The sequence below is a fragment of the Seonamhaeicola sp. MEBiC01930 genome (assembly GCF_045277075.1).
In the GTDB taxonomy this organism is placed as follows: Bacteria; Bacteroidota; Bacteroidia; order Flavobacteriales; family Flavobacteriaceae; genus Seonamhaeicola.
This window is the reverse complement of record NZ_CP104270.1, coordinates 1612956-1633862: the sequence shown is the minus strand read 5'-3', so window position 1 is coordinate 1633862 and position 20907 is coordinate 1612956. Positions and strand designations below refer to the sequence as shown.

At 31.8% G+C, this 20907-nt stretch carries 11 protein-coding genes; 4 read left to right on the top strand and 7 right to left on the bottom strand.

What is annotated here, in order from left to right; translation table 11 throughout:
* Window positions 1-10 precede the first annotated feature (10 nt).
* The 4 genes from N1F78_RS07150 (at window position 11) to N1F78_RS07135 (ending at window position 6426) form a co-directional block, all read left to right on the top strand.
* Window positions 11-289, top strand: coding sequence for a F0F1 ATP synthase subunit epsilon (locus N1F78_RS07150; protein ID WP_406685488.1), 279 nt, complete (start codon window positions 11-13; stop codon window positions 287-289).
* Between the two features lie 101 nt (window positions 290-390).
* Window positions 391-1557: a CHASE2 domain-containing protein gene (locus N1F78_RS07145; RefSeq protein ID WP_406685487.1), complete on the top strand. Its 1167-nt coding sequence runs from the start codon at window positions 391-393 to the stop codon at window positions 1555-1557.
* Complete coding sequence (locus N1F78_RS07140; protein WP_406685486.1) at window positions 1533-2312, top strand: hypothetical protein; 780 nt, start codon at window positions 1533-1535, stop codon at window positions 2310-2312. Before N1F78_RS07145 ends, N1F78_RS07140 begins: the two co-directional genes overlap by 25 nt.
* 10 nt (window positions 2313-2322) lie before the next feature.
* Window positions 2323-6426 carry a caspase domain-containing protein gene (locus N1F78_RS07135; protein WP_406685485.1) on the top strand — a complete coding sequence of 1368 codons (4104 nt, stop codon included), beginning with the start codon at window positions 2323-2325 and terminating at the stop codon, window positions 6424-6426.
* 2 nt (window positions 6427-6428) lie between these two features.
* Here the strand turns inward: N1F78_RS07135 and N1F78_RS07130 are convergent, their stop codons facing one another.
* From N1F78_RS07130 to N1F78_RS07100, 7 genes are read right to left on the bottom strand one after another with little or no spacing between them, the layout of a single operon-like run.
* Window positions 6429-9773, bottom strand: coding sequence for a CHAT domain-containing protein (locus N1F78_RS07130; protein ID WP_406685484.1), 3345 nt, complete (start codon window positions 9771-9773; stop codon window positions 6429-6431).
* Between the two features lie 12 nt (window positions 9774-9785).
* The gene (locus tag N1F78_RS07125) at window positions 9786-11438 is read right to left on the bottom strand and encodes a DUF6531 domain-containing protein (protein ID WP_406685483.1); all 1653 of its coding nucleotides are present in this window, start codon (window positions 11436-11438) and stop codon (window positions 9786-9788) included.
* Window positions 11428-14460, bottom strand: coding sequence for a tetratricopeptide repeat protein (locus N1F78_RS07120; protein WP_406685482.1), 3033 nt, complete (start codon window positions 14458-14460; stop codon window positions 11428-11430). Before N1F78_RS07120 ends, N1F78_RS07125 begins: the two co-directional genes overlap by 11 nt.
* A gap of 7 nt (window positions 14461-14467) precedes the next feature.
* A complete protein-coding gene (locus N1F78_RS07115; protein WP_406685481.1) occupies window positions 14468-15796 on the bottom strand; it encodes a CHAT domain-containing protein in 1329 nt (442 codons plus the stop codon).
* Window positions 15797-15798: 2 nt separating this feature from the next.
* Window positions 15799-17499, bottom strand: coding sequence for a caspase domain-containing protein (locus N1F78_RS07110; RefSeq protein ID WP_406685480.1), 1701 nt, complete (start codon window positions 17497-17499; stop codon window positions 15799-15801).
* A gap of 6 nt (window positions 17500-17505) precedes the next feature.
* Entirely contained in the window at window positions 17506-19482 is a 1977-nt protein-coding gene (locus tag N1F78_RS07105) for a caspase family protein (RefSeq protein WP_406685479.1), read from the bottom strand.
* Between the two features lie 7 nt (window positions 19483-19489).
* The gene (locus N1F78_RS07100; protein WP_406685478.1) at window positions 19490-20902 is read right to left on the bottom strand and encodes a hypothetical protein; all 1413 of its coding nucleotides are present in this window, start codon (window positions 20900-20902) and stop codon (window positions 19490-19492) included.
* Between the last annotated feature and the right edge of the window lie 5 nt (window positions 20903-20907).

Here is a 20907-nt window from a genome sequence, read left to right as displayed (position 1 = left end):
GCATAAAACTATGTATTTAGAAATTGTATCACCTGAAGCAACCTTATTTAGTGGAGAAGTAACAAGTGTTGCTGTTCCCGGAGTAAATGGAGATTTTGAAATGTTAAATAATCACGCTCCAATTGTTTCGTTATTAAAGGAAGGCTTTGTTAAAATTTCAGGTAATATAGAATTAAACGAAGAAGTTCAAGATAAATTCACTAAAGGCGATAAAGGTGCTACTTTATTAAAAATCAACTCTGGCACTATAGAGATGAAAGACAATAAAGTAATTGTTTTAGCAGATTAGTTTATCTAAACATAAATAAATAAAAGGCGAACCAAATGGTTCGCCTTTTTTATTTCAAAGTAAACTTTAATTTATATATTTAAATCACATTAAGCATTAATATGATTTCAGATAAGAAAAAACTACTTTGGAGAGACAGCTTTTTATGTACTTTACTCACCTTGGTTGTTTCTGGAATTTTACTTCTTATCTTTGTAAACCTTAATGTTTTAGATCCTTTTTACAAAGCTTTTAAAGACTTTAGCTTTACAGATATCTATTATTCTAGACTTTATGAAAACCATAAAAAGGATAAGGATATTATCATTATTAATGTAAAACAAAGTGACAGGTTCTTGATTGCTCAGGCCATTGAAAAAGTTCAACAGCAGCATCCTATAGTTGTTGGAATTGATGCCATTTTTAAGGATCGGAAAATGGCATTTACAGATTCTATTTTAAGATCTGTTCTACATAAATATGACAACATTGTTACTTCTTATTATTATAGCAATGACTCAATTGTAACTAATCATGATTTTTTCAAAAAAGCAAAACCCATTGAAGGTTTTATAAACGTGAATTTTTTTAATGATGACAAAGTAATTCGTGATTTTGTTGGCTATAAAACTCAAGAAAACAAATTATCATTTGCAACCCAAATAGCATTAAAATCAGGAGGATTGACTGAGAGGGATTCTAAAAAATTGAATGAAGGTATTCCCATCAACTACTTTGGGAATTTAGATGCTTTCCTAACTTTTGATATTGATGAATTAATTGAATTGGAGTCAATCCCTTCAATGGAAAATAAGATTATACTTTTTGGATATTTAGGAACACCAACAGGAAATCCTTTTGATATTGAGGATAAACATTTTACCCCTTTAAACAAAACATTTGCTGGAAGATCAACACCTGACATGTATGGGGTTTTAATTCATGCCAATATCATCAAGATGTTAACTAACGGTAGTTTTATTAGCAAAGTACCTAAAGTTGTAGTTTATATTTTCGCATTGGTATGTTGCTTTTTCACCATAATGTTCGGAATGCGTTTCTATAAAAAAAGTACATTGGCTTATGACATTCTAATCAAACTAATTCAACTGGTTATTTCGGTTACCCTCCTATACTTGGCACTTTTATTGTTAAAAGTAAACGTGTATCTATTTGTTACACCTATATTAGTATTAACAGTCTTTGGACTGGAAATGATAGATTTCTATGTTTATCTTTTAGATTTTCTAAAAAAACGATTTAAATGGCAAAGTTATCTTTTAGACTAGTTTTCTTTTTGCTTTGCGTTCAGTTTATAGGAGCGCAAGACACCCTTTGTGTTTACAAATCTAAAGGCACTTTGCTTTTAGAGAACAACGGCAAGCTTAAGCCAATAAAAAAAGGAGACTTTATTGATAAATATCATTTGGTAAATGTGCCTCCACATGCAGAATTAACCGCAATTGACAATAGCGGCAATGCCTATTTAGTTAATGTTCACGGGAAATATAGTTTTAAAAACATTTTAAACTTTAAAATAAAACAAAAAAATACCAGCTTTACGGCTAGTTATTTTAAACATATATGGAATGAATTACGAAGTACTTCTGATGAAAAAGCCCTTATTGCTGGTGTGTTTAGGGGTGACTTATTGATGTTATCGCCAAATGACAGTTGTAAAATGGCCAGTTCTAAAATCACCTTGAAATGGCAAACTTTAGAGAATACTGAATTATATTATGTGTTTTTAAAAAACATTGAAACGGACGAAATATTAAAGATTGAAACCAATGGTTCTCAATTAGCGCTTTTTGATGATGCCCCCATCTTTTATGACGGGACAAGGTTTGAATGGGCAGTTTCTATTGAAGCTTTTCCAAACCTAGACAACATCCCCTACTTTAGCTTTGAATTGATTGATAGAAATCAATATGAAGAAGAAAAAGCAAATTATAAAGATTTTATATTAGACCTAAAAAGCATGAATGTCTCTGCAAAAGAGATTGAAACTATTCTTTGTGAAACTTACAGGCTGTGCAAATAAAAAAACTCTATTGAAAACGCAACTTACCTTAGCTTTTAGTTTAATAGTATCATTCTGCTTTTCACAAGTTTCAGATAACATTTCCATAAAATTAAAAGACTATCATACCTCGCAACTCACTCAAGTTATATCCACTAACAATGAGCAATACCTAATATCTGCAGATAATTCTGGTAAGGTATTAATGTTCGATACCGAAAATTATTCATATCTAAAAACTTTACGTGAAGCTTCAAACATACCTATTCACAGTATGAAACTGGTTAGAAACGATTCGCTTTTACTACTAAATCAAAGGTATGAGTTTAGCGAAGGTAAAACCGATTCTTTAATAGGAGTTAGAATTTATGATGGAAAAGTTGTTTTCAAACAAAATATTAAGGGAAGTTTTATTGATAAACAGAATGATGTAATCATTGGGAAATCTAAAAACCAATACCTTCATATTATAGAAGTTTTTGATAAAAATTTCAAGAAAATCACAACAACTTACGCTAATAACCATGTTAAAATTGCCGCTACTCCCAGAAACCCCTTTACTGTTGCCTTTGTTGAAAATAAAATAGATGGTAGCCAAAATTTAAAAGTAATAGACACAAAAACGGCAAAAGAACTTATCAATTTATCGGTTCCAGAATCCTTACCTATTATCCACCTTTTTTATGATAAGGAAACCGATGAATTATATTCTATTAATGCTGATATTGAAAATAAAAAAATTCACATTTACAATTTAAGTAACAATAAACAATATCTAAATCCAGTATTTTCAGAGGAAAACCCTTTTGGAAAATTTGTTAATGTTAACGCCACTTCTTTGGAAAGTGATTATAAAATAGTACTAAGTTCAAAAGGAACCATTCCATACAATCCAATAATAATTACTAAGAAAAAAAACAAGTTTAGCTCTGAAGTTCCTCATAATGAAAATGGAGTTTCACATGGTTTATACTTAAGTTCTAAGAATGAATATGTATTCTTCGAGCCTTTCAATACTAGTTTCAGTAGTACCAATACCTTTAGTGTTTTTGATAATATTTCAAAAACAATTAAAAACCGATATCCCAACGAATCTGTTAAGTTCTATTCGGGTACCTTTTTACCATATAACAACTGGATGGTTAAAGGCAATGAACTTAACCAGCAATTTATTACCACATTTGAACATCAGATAAAATATTTTGAGACAGGCACGTTCAACAATAGGTTTGGAACTTTAGATTTCAGCAACTACTTAGAAGCTAATCACCAAGCTTTTGATTTTACTAAAACCAATTTTGACATTAATGAACTTACAGGAGTATACCCTTTTTATGGTTATAAAAAACTAGGAGAATATGAAAATGACTATGGTTTTTACAAATATGATTTCATTCAAGATGAAGTAACAAAAATTGCGAATGACAATTCTAATTACAGAACTATTATAGACTACAATAATGATCAAAACCTTCTGTTATTAAGTCTCAAACCATATGGTAATGGTGGTTACACCGAGCCACAAGAATTTACCCTAATAAAAGATAATAAAGAAAAAACCTTGAGTGGAAAATACAAATTTGGTAAAATCTCTAATAATGGCGAATTCATTCTTACGATAAACTCTAACAACTTGGCTCAAATACACGAAACCAAAACTCAAAAGGTTGTATTTGAAGAACCGTTAACTGACGGGAGGTTTGAACTATTTAGTGTATATGATAACGGATTTGTAATTGGTAATTCATATTACTTAATAGATATGAACAAATGCAATAGAGAGTCTCTAATTATTGAATATAAACCTGAAACTTCAGAATTTAATAGTCAAAAATTTGATTGTCTATATGTAACTGATGTATCTTATTCCAAGGATAAAATGGCAATGGTTGCTGATGGATTTGGAATCATAATAAACGATGAGACTAAAACATATATGTCTTCTGAATTTCCAGAACGTGTTTCTTTAAATGACGATGCAACCAAACTTATGGTCAGCTTTAATAATGGTAAAATCTCCATTCTTGACACAGAAACATTGCAGGAATTAGGAGTCATGCTCCACCCAAATAAGAATACCCATGCTTTTATTGATAGAGAAGGCCATTTTTTCACTAATTCAGACCCAAATAACTTCTTTATAGCAAGCAAAAACAATCAGACAATTGATATTACTAATATAGAAGACCATTTTTTTAAACCCGAAAAAGTGCTAAGTCTTTTTGGAAAACCTAACTTACAATATGTTAATACTTTAAAAAAAGCTTTGGCTTTAAGAGGACAAGCTGAAAAGAACACAACTCAAAATACGCCAAAGACAACTCAAAAATCATCAGACCCAGATGAATTATACGTCTTATCTATTGGTGTTTCAGAATACGAACAAACGGATTATAATCTAACTTTTGCCGATAAAGATGCCCTTGATATTGCAAAAATCTACGGTAAACTTTCTGAAGAAGACATGCTAAAATATAAGTCCAAATTCTTCGGTCACCAATATGCCCTGTCAAACACTTATCCCTTCCCAAAAAGAACTCTTAACAAGTACACCAAATTATTTGAGAGCATAGGAGACTTATATGCCGTGAATAGTGATAGGACATTGTGGTTAGAACATAAGCAAGACAAGTTTTTTCTTTGGGACTTCAAGGAGCAAACAACTTCTGAATTCAATTTTCCAAAAGAATTCAAATTTCCATCTTACTCATCTAATAAAATCGTTTTTATAAATCCAGACAATTCTAGTTTTTATATAAAAGATGAAAACAGTACTTACTATCAATATCACTTTGAATCTGGTTCTTTTAACAAGGTTACACTACCCTTTAAAACTTCTTCTGAACCTCAACCAATTAAAAATAATCATTGGGCAAACTTCACCTATAGGTATAACGGAAAAAACAATGAGGGGATTTTAGAGGTGAGTCAGCCAAATTCAACCGAAATAGATACTTTAAAATTCAACCTAGATATTATAGAGTATTTCGAAGGTAATGCAAAAAAGTTAGACACCATTGATGCGTTTGTTCCAACCTTTAAAAACATTTCTAGTAATGGTAATTATTTGGTTTATAGTTTGAATAACAGTCTTTTTCTAGTTGATTTAACCAATAAAAACCCCATTCCGCAAAAAATAAATATTGAAACCTCAATTGATTACAATACCGAAGTTTCAATATCTAATTCAGGCGATAGATTCTCACTTTTAGAACGCTATTCTAACCAATTTAGATACCGAATCAAAACCTATAAAATTTCAGGAATTCCAATTCAAACAAGGGTACTTATGAGATCAATAAATGGTTTTAGTTTATATAATAATAAACCTGTATGGATTAAATCATCAGAACCTTTGGTTAATGAAGAGCTTTTCAATGCAGATGAGCTTTTAGCAAACCATAAACCACACTCATTTACTAAAACGCATATAAAACATTTAACTAACAAAGAGGCCACGTCAGAAAACATAAGAACATCCCTATTAGAACTATCTCAAAAAGCTAACAATAACGACCAGATTATTATCTTTTTAGCAGGACATGGCGTTCTAGATAAAAAATTAAACTATCTGTTTTCTCCTCATGACATGGATTTCAATAATGTTACTAAAAACGGCGTATCATTAAATACAATAATTGAAAGCCTAAAAAAGTGCAAATCTAATAACATATTACTACTAATGGATTCATGCCATTCTGGGAATACGTTGGATATGGAAACATCAGGGGTTGAAGTAGTTCATGATAGTGGCAATCCAAATGAAAGAGGCTCAAAATCCAGAAAGACTAATAAAAACTCTAAATTCAAGGTTTCTGAAGTTATATCTACCTTGTTTCAAGACTTTTTATCTACAAGCAGGATTACTATTATTTCGGCTTCGGCAGGTGAAGATGTAGCCTATGAAAACAAAGAATTAGGCAATGGAGCGTTTACATCGGCCTATATAAAGCTTCTCAAGAAAGAACTAAAAGGAAATGGCTTTATAATTGATAAAAGCAATTTGAATAAAACAATACCTCTTACTACGGAAAACATTGAGGAATTATTAAAAGATGTTATGGTTATCACCAACGGCAAGCAGGTTCCCGATTTAAGAGAAATGAACACCTCTTCAAATTTAAAAATGTGGTAAAGCTATTCAAATAGTACAAAAGCAGCCCATTTTTCTGGCGAATCTTTGTATTTTTTAGACATGGATCTTTGTGTTTTATTAAAAGCATCACGTACTTTCATTCCAGTTAACCAATTACTGTAAAACAACTTCATAAACTCTGCGGTTTCTTTATCCGGTACTTCCCAAAGACTCATTACAATTATATCCACACCCGCCATTTTAAAGGCGCGTTGTAATCCGTAAACACCTTCACTACCATCAATATCACCCAAACCTGTATTACAAGCTGAAAGCACCACCATGTCCGTTTTTGACAAGTCAAGGTTAGCAATTTCTGCAGCCATTAAAACCCCATCTTCTTCTTCATAAGGATTATTTCCATGTTTCCAGGCATAATTGGCTCCTGCCAAAATGAGACCAGAACGCATTAACGGATCTTCAGACACCCTATACGGACTTTGTTTAGACAACTCCAAAAGTTCACGGTTCTCCTTTGGTTGGCCTTCAAAGAAAAATCCATGAGTTGCTATATGCAAAATACTTGGGCTATTTCCGCTTAAGTTTTTAAATGCCTCTTCGGAAGCACCAGATTTTGAAATGCTGGAATATTTTTTCTTTTTCTTTTTAAACAACTTTTGAACCGACTGAATTTCCGTCATTGTCCCAGGAAGGTAATTCCACGTTTCCCCAAATTCTCTATTTCCTCTTGAAGATTTCAAAAAATCAAAATTGTTTGCTTTTGACTTTATCTTTTCACCATTTGGCTTAAAATCATAATTAATACCACCAATAAAAAGCGAATGATCCAGTCTTGGCTCTTCGGTTGATTCAGCCAATAAACTAGTACTACTTAATTGCACCAATTCATACTTGCTGCTTAATAACTCTCCATTTTTATTTAATGCCGCGAAAGGCACCTGATTAAGCAGACCTACTGGGGAATAATAAATAGTTTTGACCTCTTTCAAATACTCTTCTAAAGGTTTCCACACCAATTCATAAACATTGTTTGTAAAAGTTGTACTTTTTGCTTTAGAACCCCTTGCTGCATAAAGTTGATTGGGATTTGAATTTATTATTTTTTGCTTTAACTCAGTTTCGTTAAATAATTCAACCACCATTGGTTCTGAATCTGAATTAGAAATTATGTATGCCAAATATTTCACATTGTTTTTCTCTTGATCATTAAAGCTAGGGTAATAAGAAATAAACTCTACGGCAATTTCTGAATCATTTAGAACCGACTTTATATCTTTCCAGTTTTTTTCAAAACCCGTATTTGAACCAAAATTAGCACTGTAAAGCTCAACCAGTTCTGTTTCCAAAGCAATAATTTTTTTAGAAATGTCATTAACATTTACCCCATTGTTTGCAACTGGATGGCTCCTTAATGAAGCCAAATTCCCCTTTAGAGTCCTATATGTTTTAATCTTATTAGATATAACCTCATCATTTATTTCCTCAAGACTTATTAAAATACCTTTAGAACTATTTAACAATAAACCTTTCCTTATTAATTGATTGTTAAAGGCAATTGAAACTAGTTCTTTAGATTGGAATTTTTCCTTTCTTGATACAGATGTCATAAAAGAAAACCAAAACTCAGAATTTCTTAAAAAAATCTTCTTATCCTCTTGACTTCTAAATGCAAATACTTTGACGAGGGAATTTAGTAAGTAATCATTGTATTTTTTATAATATGAAATGGCTAATTCATGTTGTCCATTCATATCATAAAACATACTTAAATGACAAATAACATCGTAATAAATTTGGCTTTCACCCTCAAGATGTTTGGCAATCCGTTTTTCTGCTTCTAAAAGATATGAAATGGCGCTATCTAAATCATTTTCTTCTTTAGCAATTATGGCCTTATACATAAGAGCATAATTATAGTAAAGGTTGCTTTCATCCGTATTATTCTTAAAAATGCTTAAGGCACGATCAACCAATTCTTTGGACTCTGAGACTTCAATTGATTGATCTTTATAAACAACTCCTAACAACCCTATACATAATTGCCCATACAAAGAATTCTCAACTCCTATAGATTGTGAAATAACCTCTACAGCCTCTGTATAACAAAAATACGCTGAGGAATAATTGTTCAATAAGCCATAAACCGTTCCTAGATTCATTAATGTAATTCCATAATCCTTATGTTTCTTGGTTAGTTTCTCTCCAAGGATTTTACTGCCTAGTTGGTAATGTTTTAAAGCCTTATTATAATCCCCCAAGGACTGATATGCCATACCCAATCCATTATAGGCATATCCAATACCTACATTATCTTCTAAACCCTTATCTTGAAACAACTTAACCGATTTCTCATATAGTTCCAAAGATTCTCTATAATTCCCATTATTAAAATATATCTGCCCCAATAAGTTATTAAGATCAGCATATCTAATGTCGTCATCGTTCAAAAATTGACGAAACATTTTTTTTGCTTTAAGGGTATTAGACAATGCCTCATCAAAAACCCCTAGGTCCTTTTGTAAGTTGGCATAGGTCATAACAGCTTCTGCATAGTCAAAACTATTATTAAGATTTAGGCTTAGCATTATAGCCATTCCATTTGCCATTAATCCTTTAGCTATTTTATAATTACCCAATAACTGATACAAAGAACCTGTATCCATCAATAATTTAGCATAAAATAATGTATGTTCTAAATTACCTTCCTGACAAATCAATAAGGCTTGATCATAAATATCCTTAGCTATTTCATAGTCTCCAGCAACAAAATTACAGACTGCAATATTATAATAAACTTGAGAAGTTGTTTGCGACCTAATTTTTAAATCAATTAGGTACTGAAGTGCTTGATTATAATATTTCAGGGCTCCCTTACAATCCCCAGTGGAATAATAAAGCTCCCCCAAGTTATTAATGTAGGCAGCATAAACTTCAGAATTAGAATCTAGGTTTTCTTTGTAGTCGATAAGAATTTCTTTTACATCTGCAATGGCTTTGTCGGAATCTCCTAAAATTGCCTCGAGATTGGCTATTTCTAGACGAGTTCCAAATTGATGTTGCAAATCTGGTTCTTGAACATTTTTATGAAATTCTAATGACTTGACAAATTGATTTTTTGCGCTCTCATAAAGCCCTAGTTTAGTTTCAATAATACCATAAAAATAGTACATGTTTACAAATCCAAATGGCAATCCAACCAAAGCATCCTCTGCTAGTTTTTCTGCTTCAATAATATGCTCTTTGGCTAGATCGAAACTACTTACCGCTAGGTACTCTTGAACTTTTATAATATGTTCTTCCCAACTCTTATAGGCTTCGGTATTCTGTGCATTCAAACAAATGGTAAAAACCATTATTACTATCCCAATAATTCTTCTGAAGTCCATTATTTTACATCTTTACATATCCAAATTAACACCCGCTGGTTTTATTAAGGCCAGCATATTTTGATAGGCTTGCGTAACTTCTAGGGCCATTTCATGGTCTCCATTACTATCTACCCGTTCTATTTCTCCGTTTTTATCATATTCTATTCTTATAAAGCCTCCCTCTTTTTTAGATATTTTTATAGGCTTGCCGTATTTATTGTACTGAAAAGTCAAGATATCCCCATCTTGATTCATACTTTCAATTCTTCCTTTGTCATCATATGTCAGTTCAAGATTTGCACCATTAACCTTATTGGCCTTAATCAAATTTCCTTCATCATTATATTCAAAAGATGTTTCACCATTATAATTCTTTACATTAGTTATCTTTTCGAATTTAGAATGATATTTTATATAGATAGAATCTCCACTGGCTGATAGTTTTTCTATTAATAAGCAACGATTATTGTACTTAAAAGTAGTTTTATACTCATTCCTTGTTATAGATGTTGGCTTATTACAAAGTTCATCATAATGGGTTTCTTTGGAGATGCCATTAATAGTTGTTTTAATCATTTTATTATAACGCTCTCCATTGAGTTTAACCCCAATTATATATTCATAATAATTAGAATTCTTTTCACCATAAAACTCCTTTATTACTGATGTTGCATAGTGGTTTTTATCTATAGTGCCATCTTCATTATAGAACACATGGTATTCGTATTCAGTAATATCTCCAACCTTATCAATTATTTTTTTAACGTAAAATGTTTTAGGGTGATACTCAATTCTATATGTACTACCATCCTGATAGCTTATAGATGTCATGTTATACAAATCATCATAAGCATGCTTGTATATATTTGAGGCTGCGTCTTTTGTTTCAATTAATTTCTTACCGTCATAGATATAACTAGAATTACCAACTTTAGATTTAATACTTGTTATAAATCCATCTTCATTTAGCTTAAAAATCAATTCATCACCACTTGCTGCAATCATTTTATAAAGCTTATTATCCTTATACTCTAAAATACTATATTCTCCATTTCCCTTATCGTATCTAGTCATATTTCCGCTTAGGTCAAACGTTTCGGTTTCTCTATTAGTTATTCTCTTATACCCATTACCCGTTCTAATCATCTTGGAATTCCCCCTTTGATAAGATTCCCATTCCATGCCTTCAGGAAAATCTGTTGTGTACTCTAACAAGCCTTTTTTTACATATTTACCCCATTCACGTGACCTATATTCCATATCTCTCATCAGTCTATTTCTTCTTTCAATTATGGCATCTGGTGAATCTGAAATAGCGCCTTCAGAAAGCGTGACATCTAAAAGCTCGTCAATCATTAGTTCCAACATATCATCTGTTACTAAAGACGATTTATAATACGTAGTGCCTCCAGAACCATTCTCTTGAACTATTAAAGTACCATCTGGATATACATATAATTTGGTTTCTAATTCTGAACCCCAGCCAAAACCAAATAATCCAACAGTTGTAGATTTAGAATTGTAAGTTCTAACTATACTTGTAAATGCAGAACGGAAAGTATTCATTTCAATGTCTGTATAAGACACATAATAATTACCGTTTTTTAGATTAACTCCAGCATAAATTATATTAGTACAGATAAAACAAAAACAAATTAATATCTTAAAAAATCTACTCGTCATTTTTCAGTTGTTTAATTAAATTAATAGCTTTCTTACTATATGATTTCTTTAAAAACCCCTCTCTTAAAAGTAATGTATTTGTCTTTAAAAAGGTTTCCTGTGATTCTTTTACTCTTCCGTTCATGAATTGAACCAATGCTTCTAAAGTATAATTAGGCCTAGGATTAATTTCCTTTAATTGCTCAACTTTTACTAAAGCCTCTTCTTTTAAACCTAAATCTATTGCCACTTTACACGCTAATTCCAGGAATTTAATTTTTCTTGTCTTTGAAATTCCAGAAACCATAAAATTGTTAATAATTGATCTTGCCTGATTTGATTTTGAGTTTAAATAATAAAGCTCTGCCAAAGCAAATGATGTGTTAAAATCAGCGCTTATACTATAAGCCTCATTCAAAATTAATTGAGCTTGATTAAGGTTTCCGTTTCTTTTAACCTTTCTGGATTCCCCCAATAATAGTGTTGAAAAATTTTCTGGCTTATTTTTAAACGGATTGTATTCAACAGCCTTTTTATAAGTATATGAAGCATCCTTATAATTTCCAGTTCTCATTAAGCTATAGGCTAAATTTGTGAAACCTTTGGCATAGGTAGAATCTACTTCTATTGCTTTTTGATACCCTTTAATAGCTTCAGAAAAGTTGCGCTTATCAAAATAAGTATTACCCAATAAATTCCAAACATCTGGTGCATCTTTATGCCAAACAACTAAGGTGTTTAAAAGTTTAATTGACTTATCTTCCTGATTGTTCTTATTATACATACCAATCAAACTTTCATATGCCGGTAAATAAAATGAATCTCTTTCAATAGCTTTTAGATAAAACTCTTCTGCTTTAACAACATCACTCAATCCACTTTTATAGTAACTTGCCAAATTATAATAAGGTTTTGGTTTTTTAGGGTTAACTTGTATGGCTAGGGTAAAAGCTTCTAAAGCTTCTAATTTCAAGTTTTGTTTGTGTTTTAACCAACCCTTTCCTGCATAAGCCCATTCATAAAATGGATCATTCTCAATTGCAAAATTGTATAAACTATCAGCTATCTTAAGGCTATTTTCATCCCTTGGATATCGCCTTAACAAATCGGCGTATTCTGCATGACCTTGCGAAAAGTATGGCTCTAATTCTATAGCCTGTTTTAACAATTCCTCAGCTCTTTTAACATCCAAACTTTCATCATTCAATAAATCACTATATGAATAGTAGTTATAAACATAATTAGGGTTTGATTTTAATGCCAATTCAAAATAATCAACCGCTTTTCTAATGTTTCCTTTATTTCTGTATAAGTTGGCTAAGTTTTTTAAAGTGATAGTTGAATAACTTCCTTCGGCTTCCTTAACTTTATGATAGTACTCTTCTGCCTTAGTATAATTCCCTTGATCTTGAGCTATAGCTCCCAAATTATTATATACACTACCATACGAACCTTTTAATTCTAAAGCCTCAAACAAAACGGTGCTCGCACTATCATATTGATATTGTTCATAATAATTGGCACCTATATTGTTAACTGGAAAGGACCATGAAGGAATTAATTTTTTTGCCTTTTCATAATGAAATTCAGCTTCTTTAAAATTGTTTTCGTGATTTAACACTAAACCAAGGGCGTTATGAATATATGCAGCCCTGTCTTCAATTTTTAAGGCTTCCTTTAACTTGTTTTTAGCATCAGAGTATTTAGAATAATGCCGTGCCCTAATCACTGCATAGGCTTCTAAAAAAAGCTTGCTCATATAAATTCTATCATAAATAAAATCATCTTTTTCTAATAATTCTAAACACAATTCTAGATAAAAGGCTTTAGTTTCAAAAACCTCGCTGCTTGGTAGCACCTCAGCATTCCCAATATAAGTATTGATAAGAATTTGTGCATTGGTAGACAAAGCATTAATCAATCCATGACGCATTCTATTAAGCACCAAGGTTTCCAACATTTTCTGAGAATTGGCCATTTTGTAAAGTTCATAGGCCGAATCATGTGAGCCATAAAAATTCTCAGATTTTAAAGCTTTATTAAATCTTTTAACTATTGGATTTTCGGTAATTGATTCCGAAGCAAAATTATGTAAAGACCGTGAGTTCCAGATATTTTTAATATTACTAACACCTTGAAGGTTTTTTAAAGCCAATTCCTTGTCTTTACTTTCAACCGCCTTAAAAACTCCTACGGTATTTTGATGCCAAACAATAGGTGCTTGTTTTTGGTTGGTTTCACTTTTTACCTTACCATCTAAAAAGGTTGCTATTTCAAAATATTGTAAACTGTTGTCTTGAACCAAATTATCAGCGGCGCCTAACAACCCTAATACTAGGTAATAAGTGAAATATCCATGACCCAATTCCTTACTTTCATATGATAATTGATTGGGGCCACAACTAAAAAATTTAGTAGAATGTTGAAAGTTATTATTAAAGGTTTCTAAGTTCTTTTGTGTGCCTTCTTTATATAAAAACCCGGAACGACAGGCATCCAAAACTAAAACGAATTTAGCACCCTTTTCTGTTACTGCAGTAATAACACTGTTGAGATGTTTTAAAGACACCACTCCTGGTGTTCCGTAATATTCTTGATTATCATTACTATCTGAAGCTAACAAAAAACCCTCTTCAAAACCTTGATCATCTACAACATCACCATGACCAGCAAAATAGAAATATACCGTATCACCTTCTTGGGTGTCATCCATGAGTTTCCGCAATTCCCGCAAAATATTACTAGAACTTGGTTCAGAGAATGAAGTTTCTTGGGTTGAATCATTGGTCACCAAGGCAACCAAACGCTCTTGAGGGATTTTTTCAACCTCCTCTAAATATTGTTTGAAAATGAGAGCGTCATCATCAGAGAAATCCAATTTTAAAGATTCTTCTTTATAATCTGAAATACCAACTATCAATGCTCGTTTTACCCCTTTTTTAACTTCTGAAGTATTTTTTGATTTTGAGCCACGGGAACTTTCTTCTTGCGCCGTTACAAGAATGGAGAATAATAAAACTATATATAACAGACTTCTTTTCATTAAATTATTAATAAGGCACTCCAAAAACAGAAAAAGCTGCCCAATACTTAGGGTCATCATTTATTTCTGATTTATATTTTAAAATGGCATTTCTCAAAGCACCATGTGGCATTAATGGTCCTCCGGTTTTCATTTCTTCAAAAAACATCTTCATTATGGTTCCAGTTTCTTGATCATCAATATTCCACAAACTCATTAAAACATGATTTGCTCCTGCAATTTGAAAGGCCCTTGCAAGTCCAATAACACCTCCCTGATGCGACCTCCCCAACCCGGTTTGACACGCACTTAAAACTACCAAATCAGCTTTTAAATTGCATTTTTTTCTAGTATTCATAATCTCCCTCAAGGATAGATATGATTTTTCACTATGGTTATCTGCCAAAACCAAAAAACTGTGATCCATTGGACTATCTGAATTAGAAATACCATGGGTTGCGAAATATATTAAGTCATATTCACAGATTTCTTTTAGTATACTATCTTTTATGGCGTGTCTCCCTTCAAACTCTTTAAAATCAATAGGTTCGGTTAAATTGATTATATTATTTACCTCATCTTTAGCCCCTGGCAAATCAGGAAAATCCCAATCAAGGTTGATAGGATACTGGGGGTTTGAAACAAATAGGGCTTTATCCCAAAAATAACTCAACTCCCTATAATTAAGATTATGCTTAACTTTATTTTGCTCGTTAGAAAGCATCAACTCAAATAAATTAGGAGCAATGGAATAACTCATAAGATCAATCAAATATTCTTCTCCCATTTTAAAAGCAGCAAAAGGTAATGTTGCTATATTGAATGTTGGCACAATAATCAAATGATCGAATGTTTCCAAACCTAAATCTACTGGTAATAGAATGTTATTCAATAAGCGGAATGAGGCCTTAGATTTTTTAGTGAGTCTTTTTAGGTTACTCGGTTTTGAACCTCTTTCCTTTGGTGCTCTATTTAAAAAGCTAGATGAAAACATAAGATAAACCTGATTAACCTTTTCTTGAAGGTCATCAGCACTAATATGAATTCTGCGTTCCTTATAATTATAGTTTCCAGACAACAAATTCACGTACAAGGTATCTAACCTATGAGTGTAGGTTAAAATACCTACTTTTTTATGATACATAGGAAGTACTGTTCTAAAAAGATCCTCTTCATTTATACTTCCTGTTTTAAGCCAATCTAACGAAGCCCCCCTGTAAACGTATAACTCCTTTATGTTTTTTTCATGTTCCTTAATGAGTTCTTTAAACTGCAGAGAAATTTTGGAGGAATCTTCCTGGGAAGAAACCGTAATGAAAAAAAAGGTAAAAACTAGGAATGATATCGACCTAAACATGACTATTTAACCTTAATTAAAAAATCACCTCGTGCTTCATGTTTCCCAAATTGTTTTAAAATAGGTGTTGTGGCATTACCTTGAACATAAGAGAATATTTTACCCGGAGAAATAAATTGTTTTTCGGTATTTAATGCCTTAATAAGCTTATCAGCAAAGGGCGAATGTTTTTGAGAATCTTTCCAATAATCATAAACCTCATATTTACCTGAAGCTAATACAATTCTAGACATGCTTTTGTCTTTTTCTTGAATGAAAATATCTAACCCGTTATCCATTTTAGTATTGCTGTAGTTCTCTACGGATAAATTTGCATTATTTAATTCAAAGCTTGCCCCGTAGCATACATCAAAAATTGAAAATACCTGCTTGCATTTTACACCATCTAAAATCCGGTTAAGCTTAGCCATTGAAAGGTAGCTATCTAAAGTCAAATCATCATCTAAAGAATAACTATCTTTCATTACTAAATAACCATCTGAAAAAGCTTCACTATAATAACCGTGGCCAGCTACAAAGAACAACAGTTTGTCTTTTTCACCCAATTGTTCTTTGAACTTTAAAAAAGCTTTTAAAACTTCATTTTTATCTTTATTATAGACTTTGGTAGTCTTTACGTTATAACGTTCAAATAGTATTTTAGCAACCGCTTCGGCATCGTTAATGGGGTTTTTTAAATTGTCCCAACTTTCTTGATCATCATTATAATCTTCGGTTGCCAAAATGAAAGCAAAGGTTTCAGATTTTTGATCTTCAATTTCCTTAGTTTTCTCTAATGTTTTGCTTTTTGACCCTCTAGTATTGATTTTATTATAGTTTTTTAAAAGAACAGATCTATAATTTTTTTCATTAAAAATAGCGACATATTTACTAGACCTAACCGGAGAAAGTAATTCTGACTTCATTAAATCAAACTCATATTGGTTGGGTTGGTGAATGGCGTTAAGAATATTACCATTTTCAAGTATATATTTCATTAAAAAACCGTTTTGATTGGAGCTATTTTCCATTCCCATTTCTTTAGTGGTAAGTATAATCCGGTTTCTTTCAGTACTTGCTGCAACTAAAGGGTTAGATTCAAATAATTCTGCCATTAAGTTTTGTCCGAATGCACTTCCGCTTCCTGCTTCAGAGATAATGAGTTGATTTTTACAAGCAATTTGCTCCATGAGTTTAGCCATTTCAACCAATGAAAACACTTTGCTTTTATCAAATTTTGAATATTGAAAACTATTCTTATCTAAGGTATATTCAAAATCAATGTTTTCTACATAGGGAATGATAAAGGTTTCTCCATTTTGAGATTCCATGGAGTAACCACTAAATAAGAAAACAAAGTAATCATTGGAAGAAGCACTGGCTATTACCTTTTTGAATGTGTTTCTAATATTTTCAAGAGTAGCCTGTTCATCAGTTAAAATATATGAAATTACCTTGTCAATTGCATAACCATCTTTTACGCCTCTTCCGTATTTTTGGATGTTTTCTTGAACATCTTCTTTTGTTCTTTTAGGATTATCTGCTTTAATTTTATTAACTAAATCATTAGCATCATTTACACATAGATTTAAAGGGTGAAGTGTACCAGAGTATTTATTAATTCCAATAGAAATTACATGTATATTTTTACTTTTTTCTAAGCCCCCTTCAGCAAAGGCAAAGGTGAAAAAGCAATAGAATAATATGTGTATTATCTGCTTCAAGAAATATTACTTTTTTATTATTTCATAAATAAACTCAGTACTAAACCCATCAATTCTACCACTCACCTTTTTTGCTTTAGGGCCTCTACTTTGTGAATAGCTATTAGATAGAAATTGTTCTAATGGGTTCCCCGCACTTCTTTTATTGTCTTCCCCTCTAGTTTCAACAGTAGATTGAAAACTGATGGGAGATGAAGTAGCAAAACCTTTAAGGATAAGTTTTTCATATGGAGGACCAAAAGAGAAAATACAATCTTTAAAAACCATGGTTTTTCCAGGTGCCAACTTTCTTTCATCATTATTTAACGTACAATTATCATTTGGCATAAATGGAAATATTTCTCCTTTTGAGTTAATCTCAATGATGCTGAAATAAAGCGGCTTTTCACTCTTATTAGTTACTTGTAAGACTACATGATCTACATCTTCTTTAACTTGAAACGTACCATTTTCATTAGTTAATGCTGAAACATCTTGTAACTCACCTACCTCATCAGTAAGAATATCAAATTGAATAGGAATCAATTTAAACTCAAACTCATAATTGTAATTTTTAAACTCCAAATTCTTCAAGTATTGACCCTGTGCAAAAGAAAAAAGCTTTTGATTAATATCATCAACAGTAGTTGCTCCTCTTGTTTCCTCATCAGCATCTATATCTCCCAAGCCACTAGTCGATTTTAAGGAAAACCCAGTACCATCATTAATTATAACAACATCTGCTGAATCTATTTTCTTAACAACCTGCCCCAGGTTTTTATCAGTTAAGTAGTCAGAAACCCCATTAACCATTTTTTTATCCTTAACAGATTTATCAAAGTACACGTCTACGGCAATATCTCCATAGGAGGGTTTATCAATAAACACCCAATAATTTTTTTCATTAAAATCTTCCAGAGGGCTATCTAATTTAATAATTGACTCATTAAATTTTGAAAGCGTAATAATACCTTTTGTGATAATTTTCCCTTCTTCTACCTTGGTTGTTCCAGATGGTAAAACATGTACCGTAGTATTCTTAAATAACCCATGAATTTTACCAGCTTGAATCTTAATAACATCTTCTCTAGGAACCGATTTTACTTTATAAAATGACTGCTGTTTTACATATTGGTTATTGAATAACTGAACATTTAAATCACCTTCAATGGTTGGGTTTTGTTTTGGTGAAATCACATTCATTTGGCTTTCAATCTTTGCAAATAATTGATTATATGAAAAGTTGCTTCCCAAACTGTTCATAGCTTTTGAAAACGCATAGCTTAATGAACCGGTTCCCTTATATTCATAATTCAATTCATTAGCCGAAGCTCCAGAAATCAAAATAAAAGGCGCAGCATTTTCACTAAGTTTCTCTTTAGAATCTTCTGTCATATCACTACCAGAAATATCGCCATCTTTTTTTTTTGGTGCCCAATCGCTAGGAGCAAAAACAGCTGCACTTCCTCTAGCTTTCCCTCCTCGTGTACTAGAACCTGAATGACAACTATCTAGTAACAATAGCAACTGCCCTTTATTACTTAACTTATTTCTAAACTTAGTAATGTAATTACCCAATTCGTCATCACGTAAATGACGCTCTCCTTTGTAATTGTTGTTATATTTTACCCAAGCATCATAAGGTACTAGGGCTTCATCTTTGCCATCAATTTCTTCATCATTATTATCAAAAATCTGTTGTCCATGGCCAGAATAATGAATCACAACAATATCGTCAGGGTTAACTTTACTATATAAGTTGTTTAGAGCTTGTTTTATGCCTTGGTAAGTTGCTTGCTCATCAATTAAAACAGTTATGTTCTTCTCGTTAAAATACTGATTTAATAAAGTTTCCTTGATTAACGGAACATCATTCACCGAACTTATACTGCTCCACCCAGTTTTCTTTGGATAATTACCAACTGCAATAATTAAGGCATATTTTTCGGCGTGAATAAACTGAAAACTAAAACAAACTAATAATGCTAAAATTATTTTTTTCATGAGAGGTTTAATTTAAATCAAACAAGCTAAATGAGATTCCGAAGAAATATCCAAAGTCATAGACGTCTTTGGTGAAATTATCAACTCCTCCAAAGGTTGTGGTATCTCCAACTTTTAAACCATTGGTCAATTTAGTTACAGGCCCATAGGCTAACCCTCCAGAAATTGATAATCTACTTTTACTACCAAAGTGAAGTGAAGGTCCTAAAAGGAAATTAACCCCTTTTATATTACTGTCTCCTGAAATGGGGATTGACAATCCAAAAGAGCCACCTATATTAAAGTTCTCTCCTGTATAAGGATAAAAATTAATCATGGTGCTTAGATTTGGTGTAAAATAATCGTTATCATCTGCTCCTATCACACCATTTTCATCTACAAAATAATCTTTAGATTTTGATCCAAAATTGTTTAAAGTAAGAGCAACTCCTGTATTTATTTTAAAACCTCCCTTTGAGTATAACTTTATGTTTCGAGTTTTTAAAGTACTACCTATATTAGCGCTATTTGCATTCTGAGCGAATAAACTTTGAACAAATTTTACTTCAATATTTACTTTATCTGCTTCAATTTGATAATCGTAAGTTCTGCTAAAATCTGAAGCCTCTAACATAGTGTAAAGAGATTTTATCTTTTTTAAATCTTCAACAGTTTGAATTGTGGAATTGTTCAAAGAAGTCATCAAGCTTTGCAAATCACTAATTAAATAATTGCGTTCTATTAATTCCCCCCTGGTTAAAGCCTCTTCTCCATTATTAGTCTCTTGGTCTATTTCTTTAGACATTGAATTAATATCAGTTTGTAGTTCTGCTTTATCTTCTTGCACTATTTTCTCCAATTGTGTCAAAAACACATAAAAATTTTCATTAGGATCTGGCAATCTTGCATCCTGTTGCAAGCCAGCAGTTTCTATAACATTTTCAACAATATCTTCTTTACTTAGATTAGGATTAAGTAGGTTAGACATTATAGTTGTTTTTAATGCGGCTACATTGGTAGTTTTTTCATTTAAATCTGAAAAACCATTGGTTATCCCACTTCCTCTAGAATTTGCTCTAAATGCTTCCCCTGCAGGAAGATTAGCCACGTTCAAATTTAAATTATCGCTAGAAAACGTATTGATTCCCCCCAGTAAAGAGCTGAAGTTAAATCCACCACCTGCTTGGTGTATTTCTTCTTCCTTAACTTCAGTTTCAACATCTACCGCAAAAGGGTTTACATTTTTTAGCTGAATTTCAACCAAACTACTTCGTTTTATTTTAGGGTTTTCTAATGTATCTACAACTTTGTAACTCTTGTCTAATTTATAATAAGAGATATTTTCTGTTGTGTAATCATATACTACTTTGTACTTATCTTGAGAGGTTACCGAAAGAGGTAATAACAGTAGTATTACAAATAATGAAAAAATTGACTTCATAAATA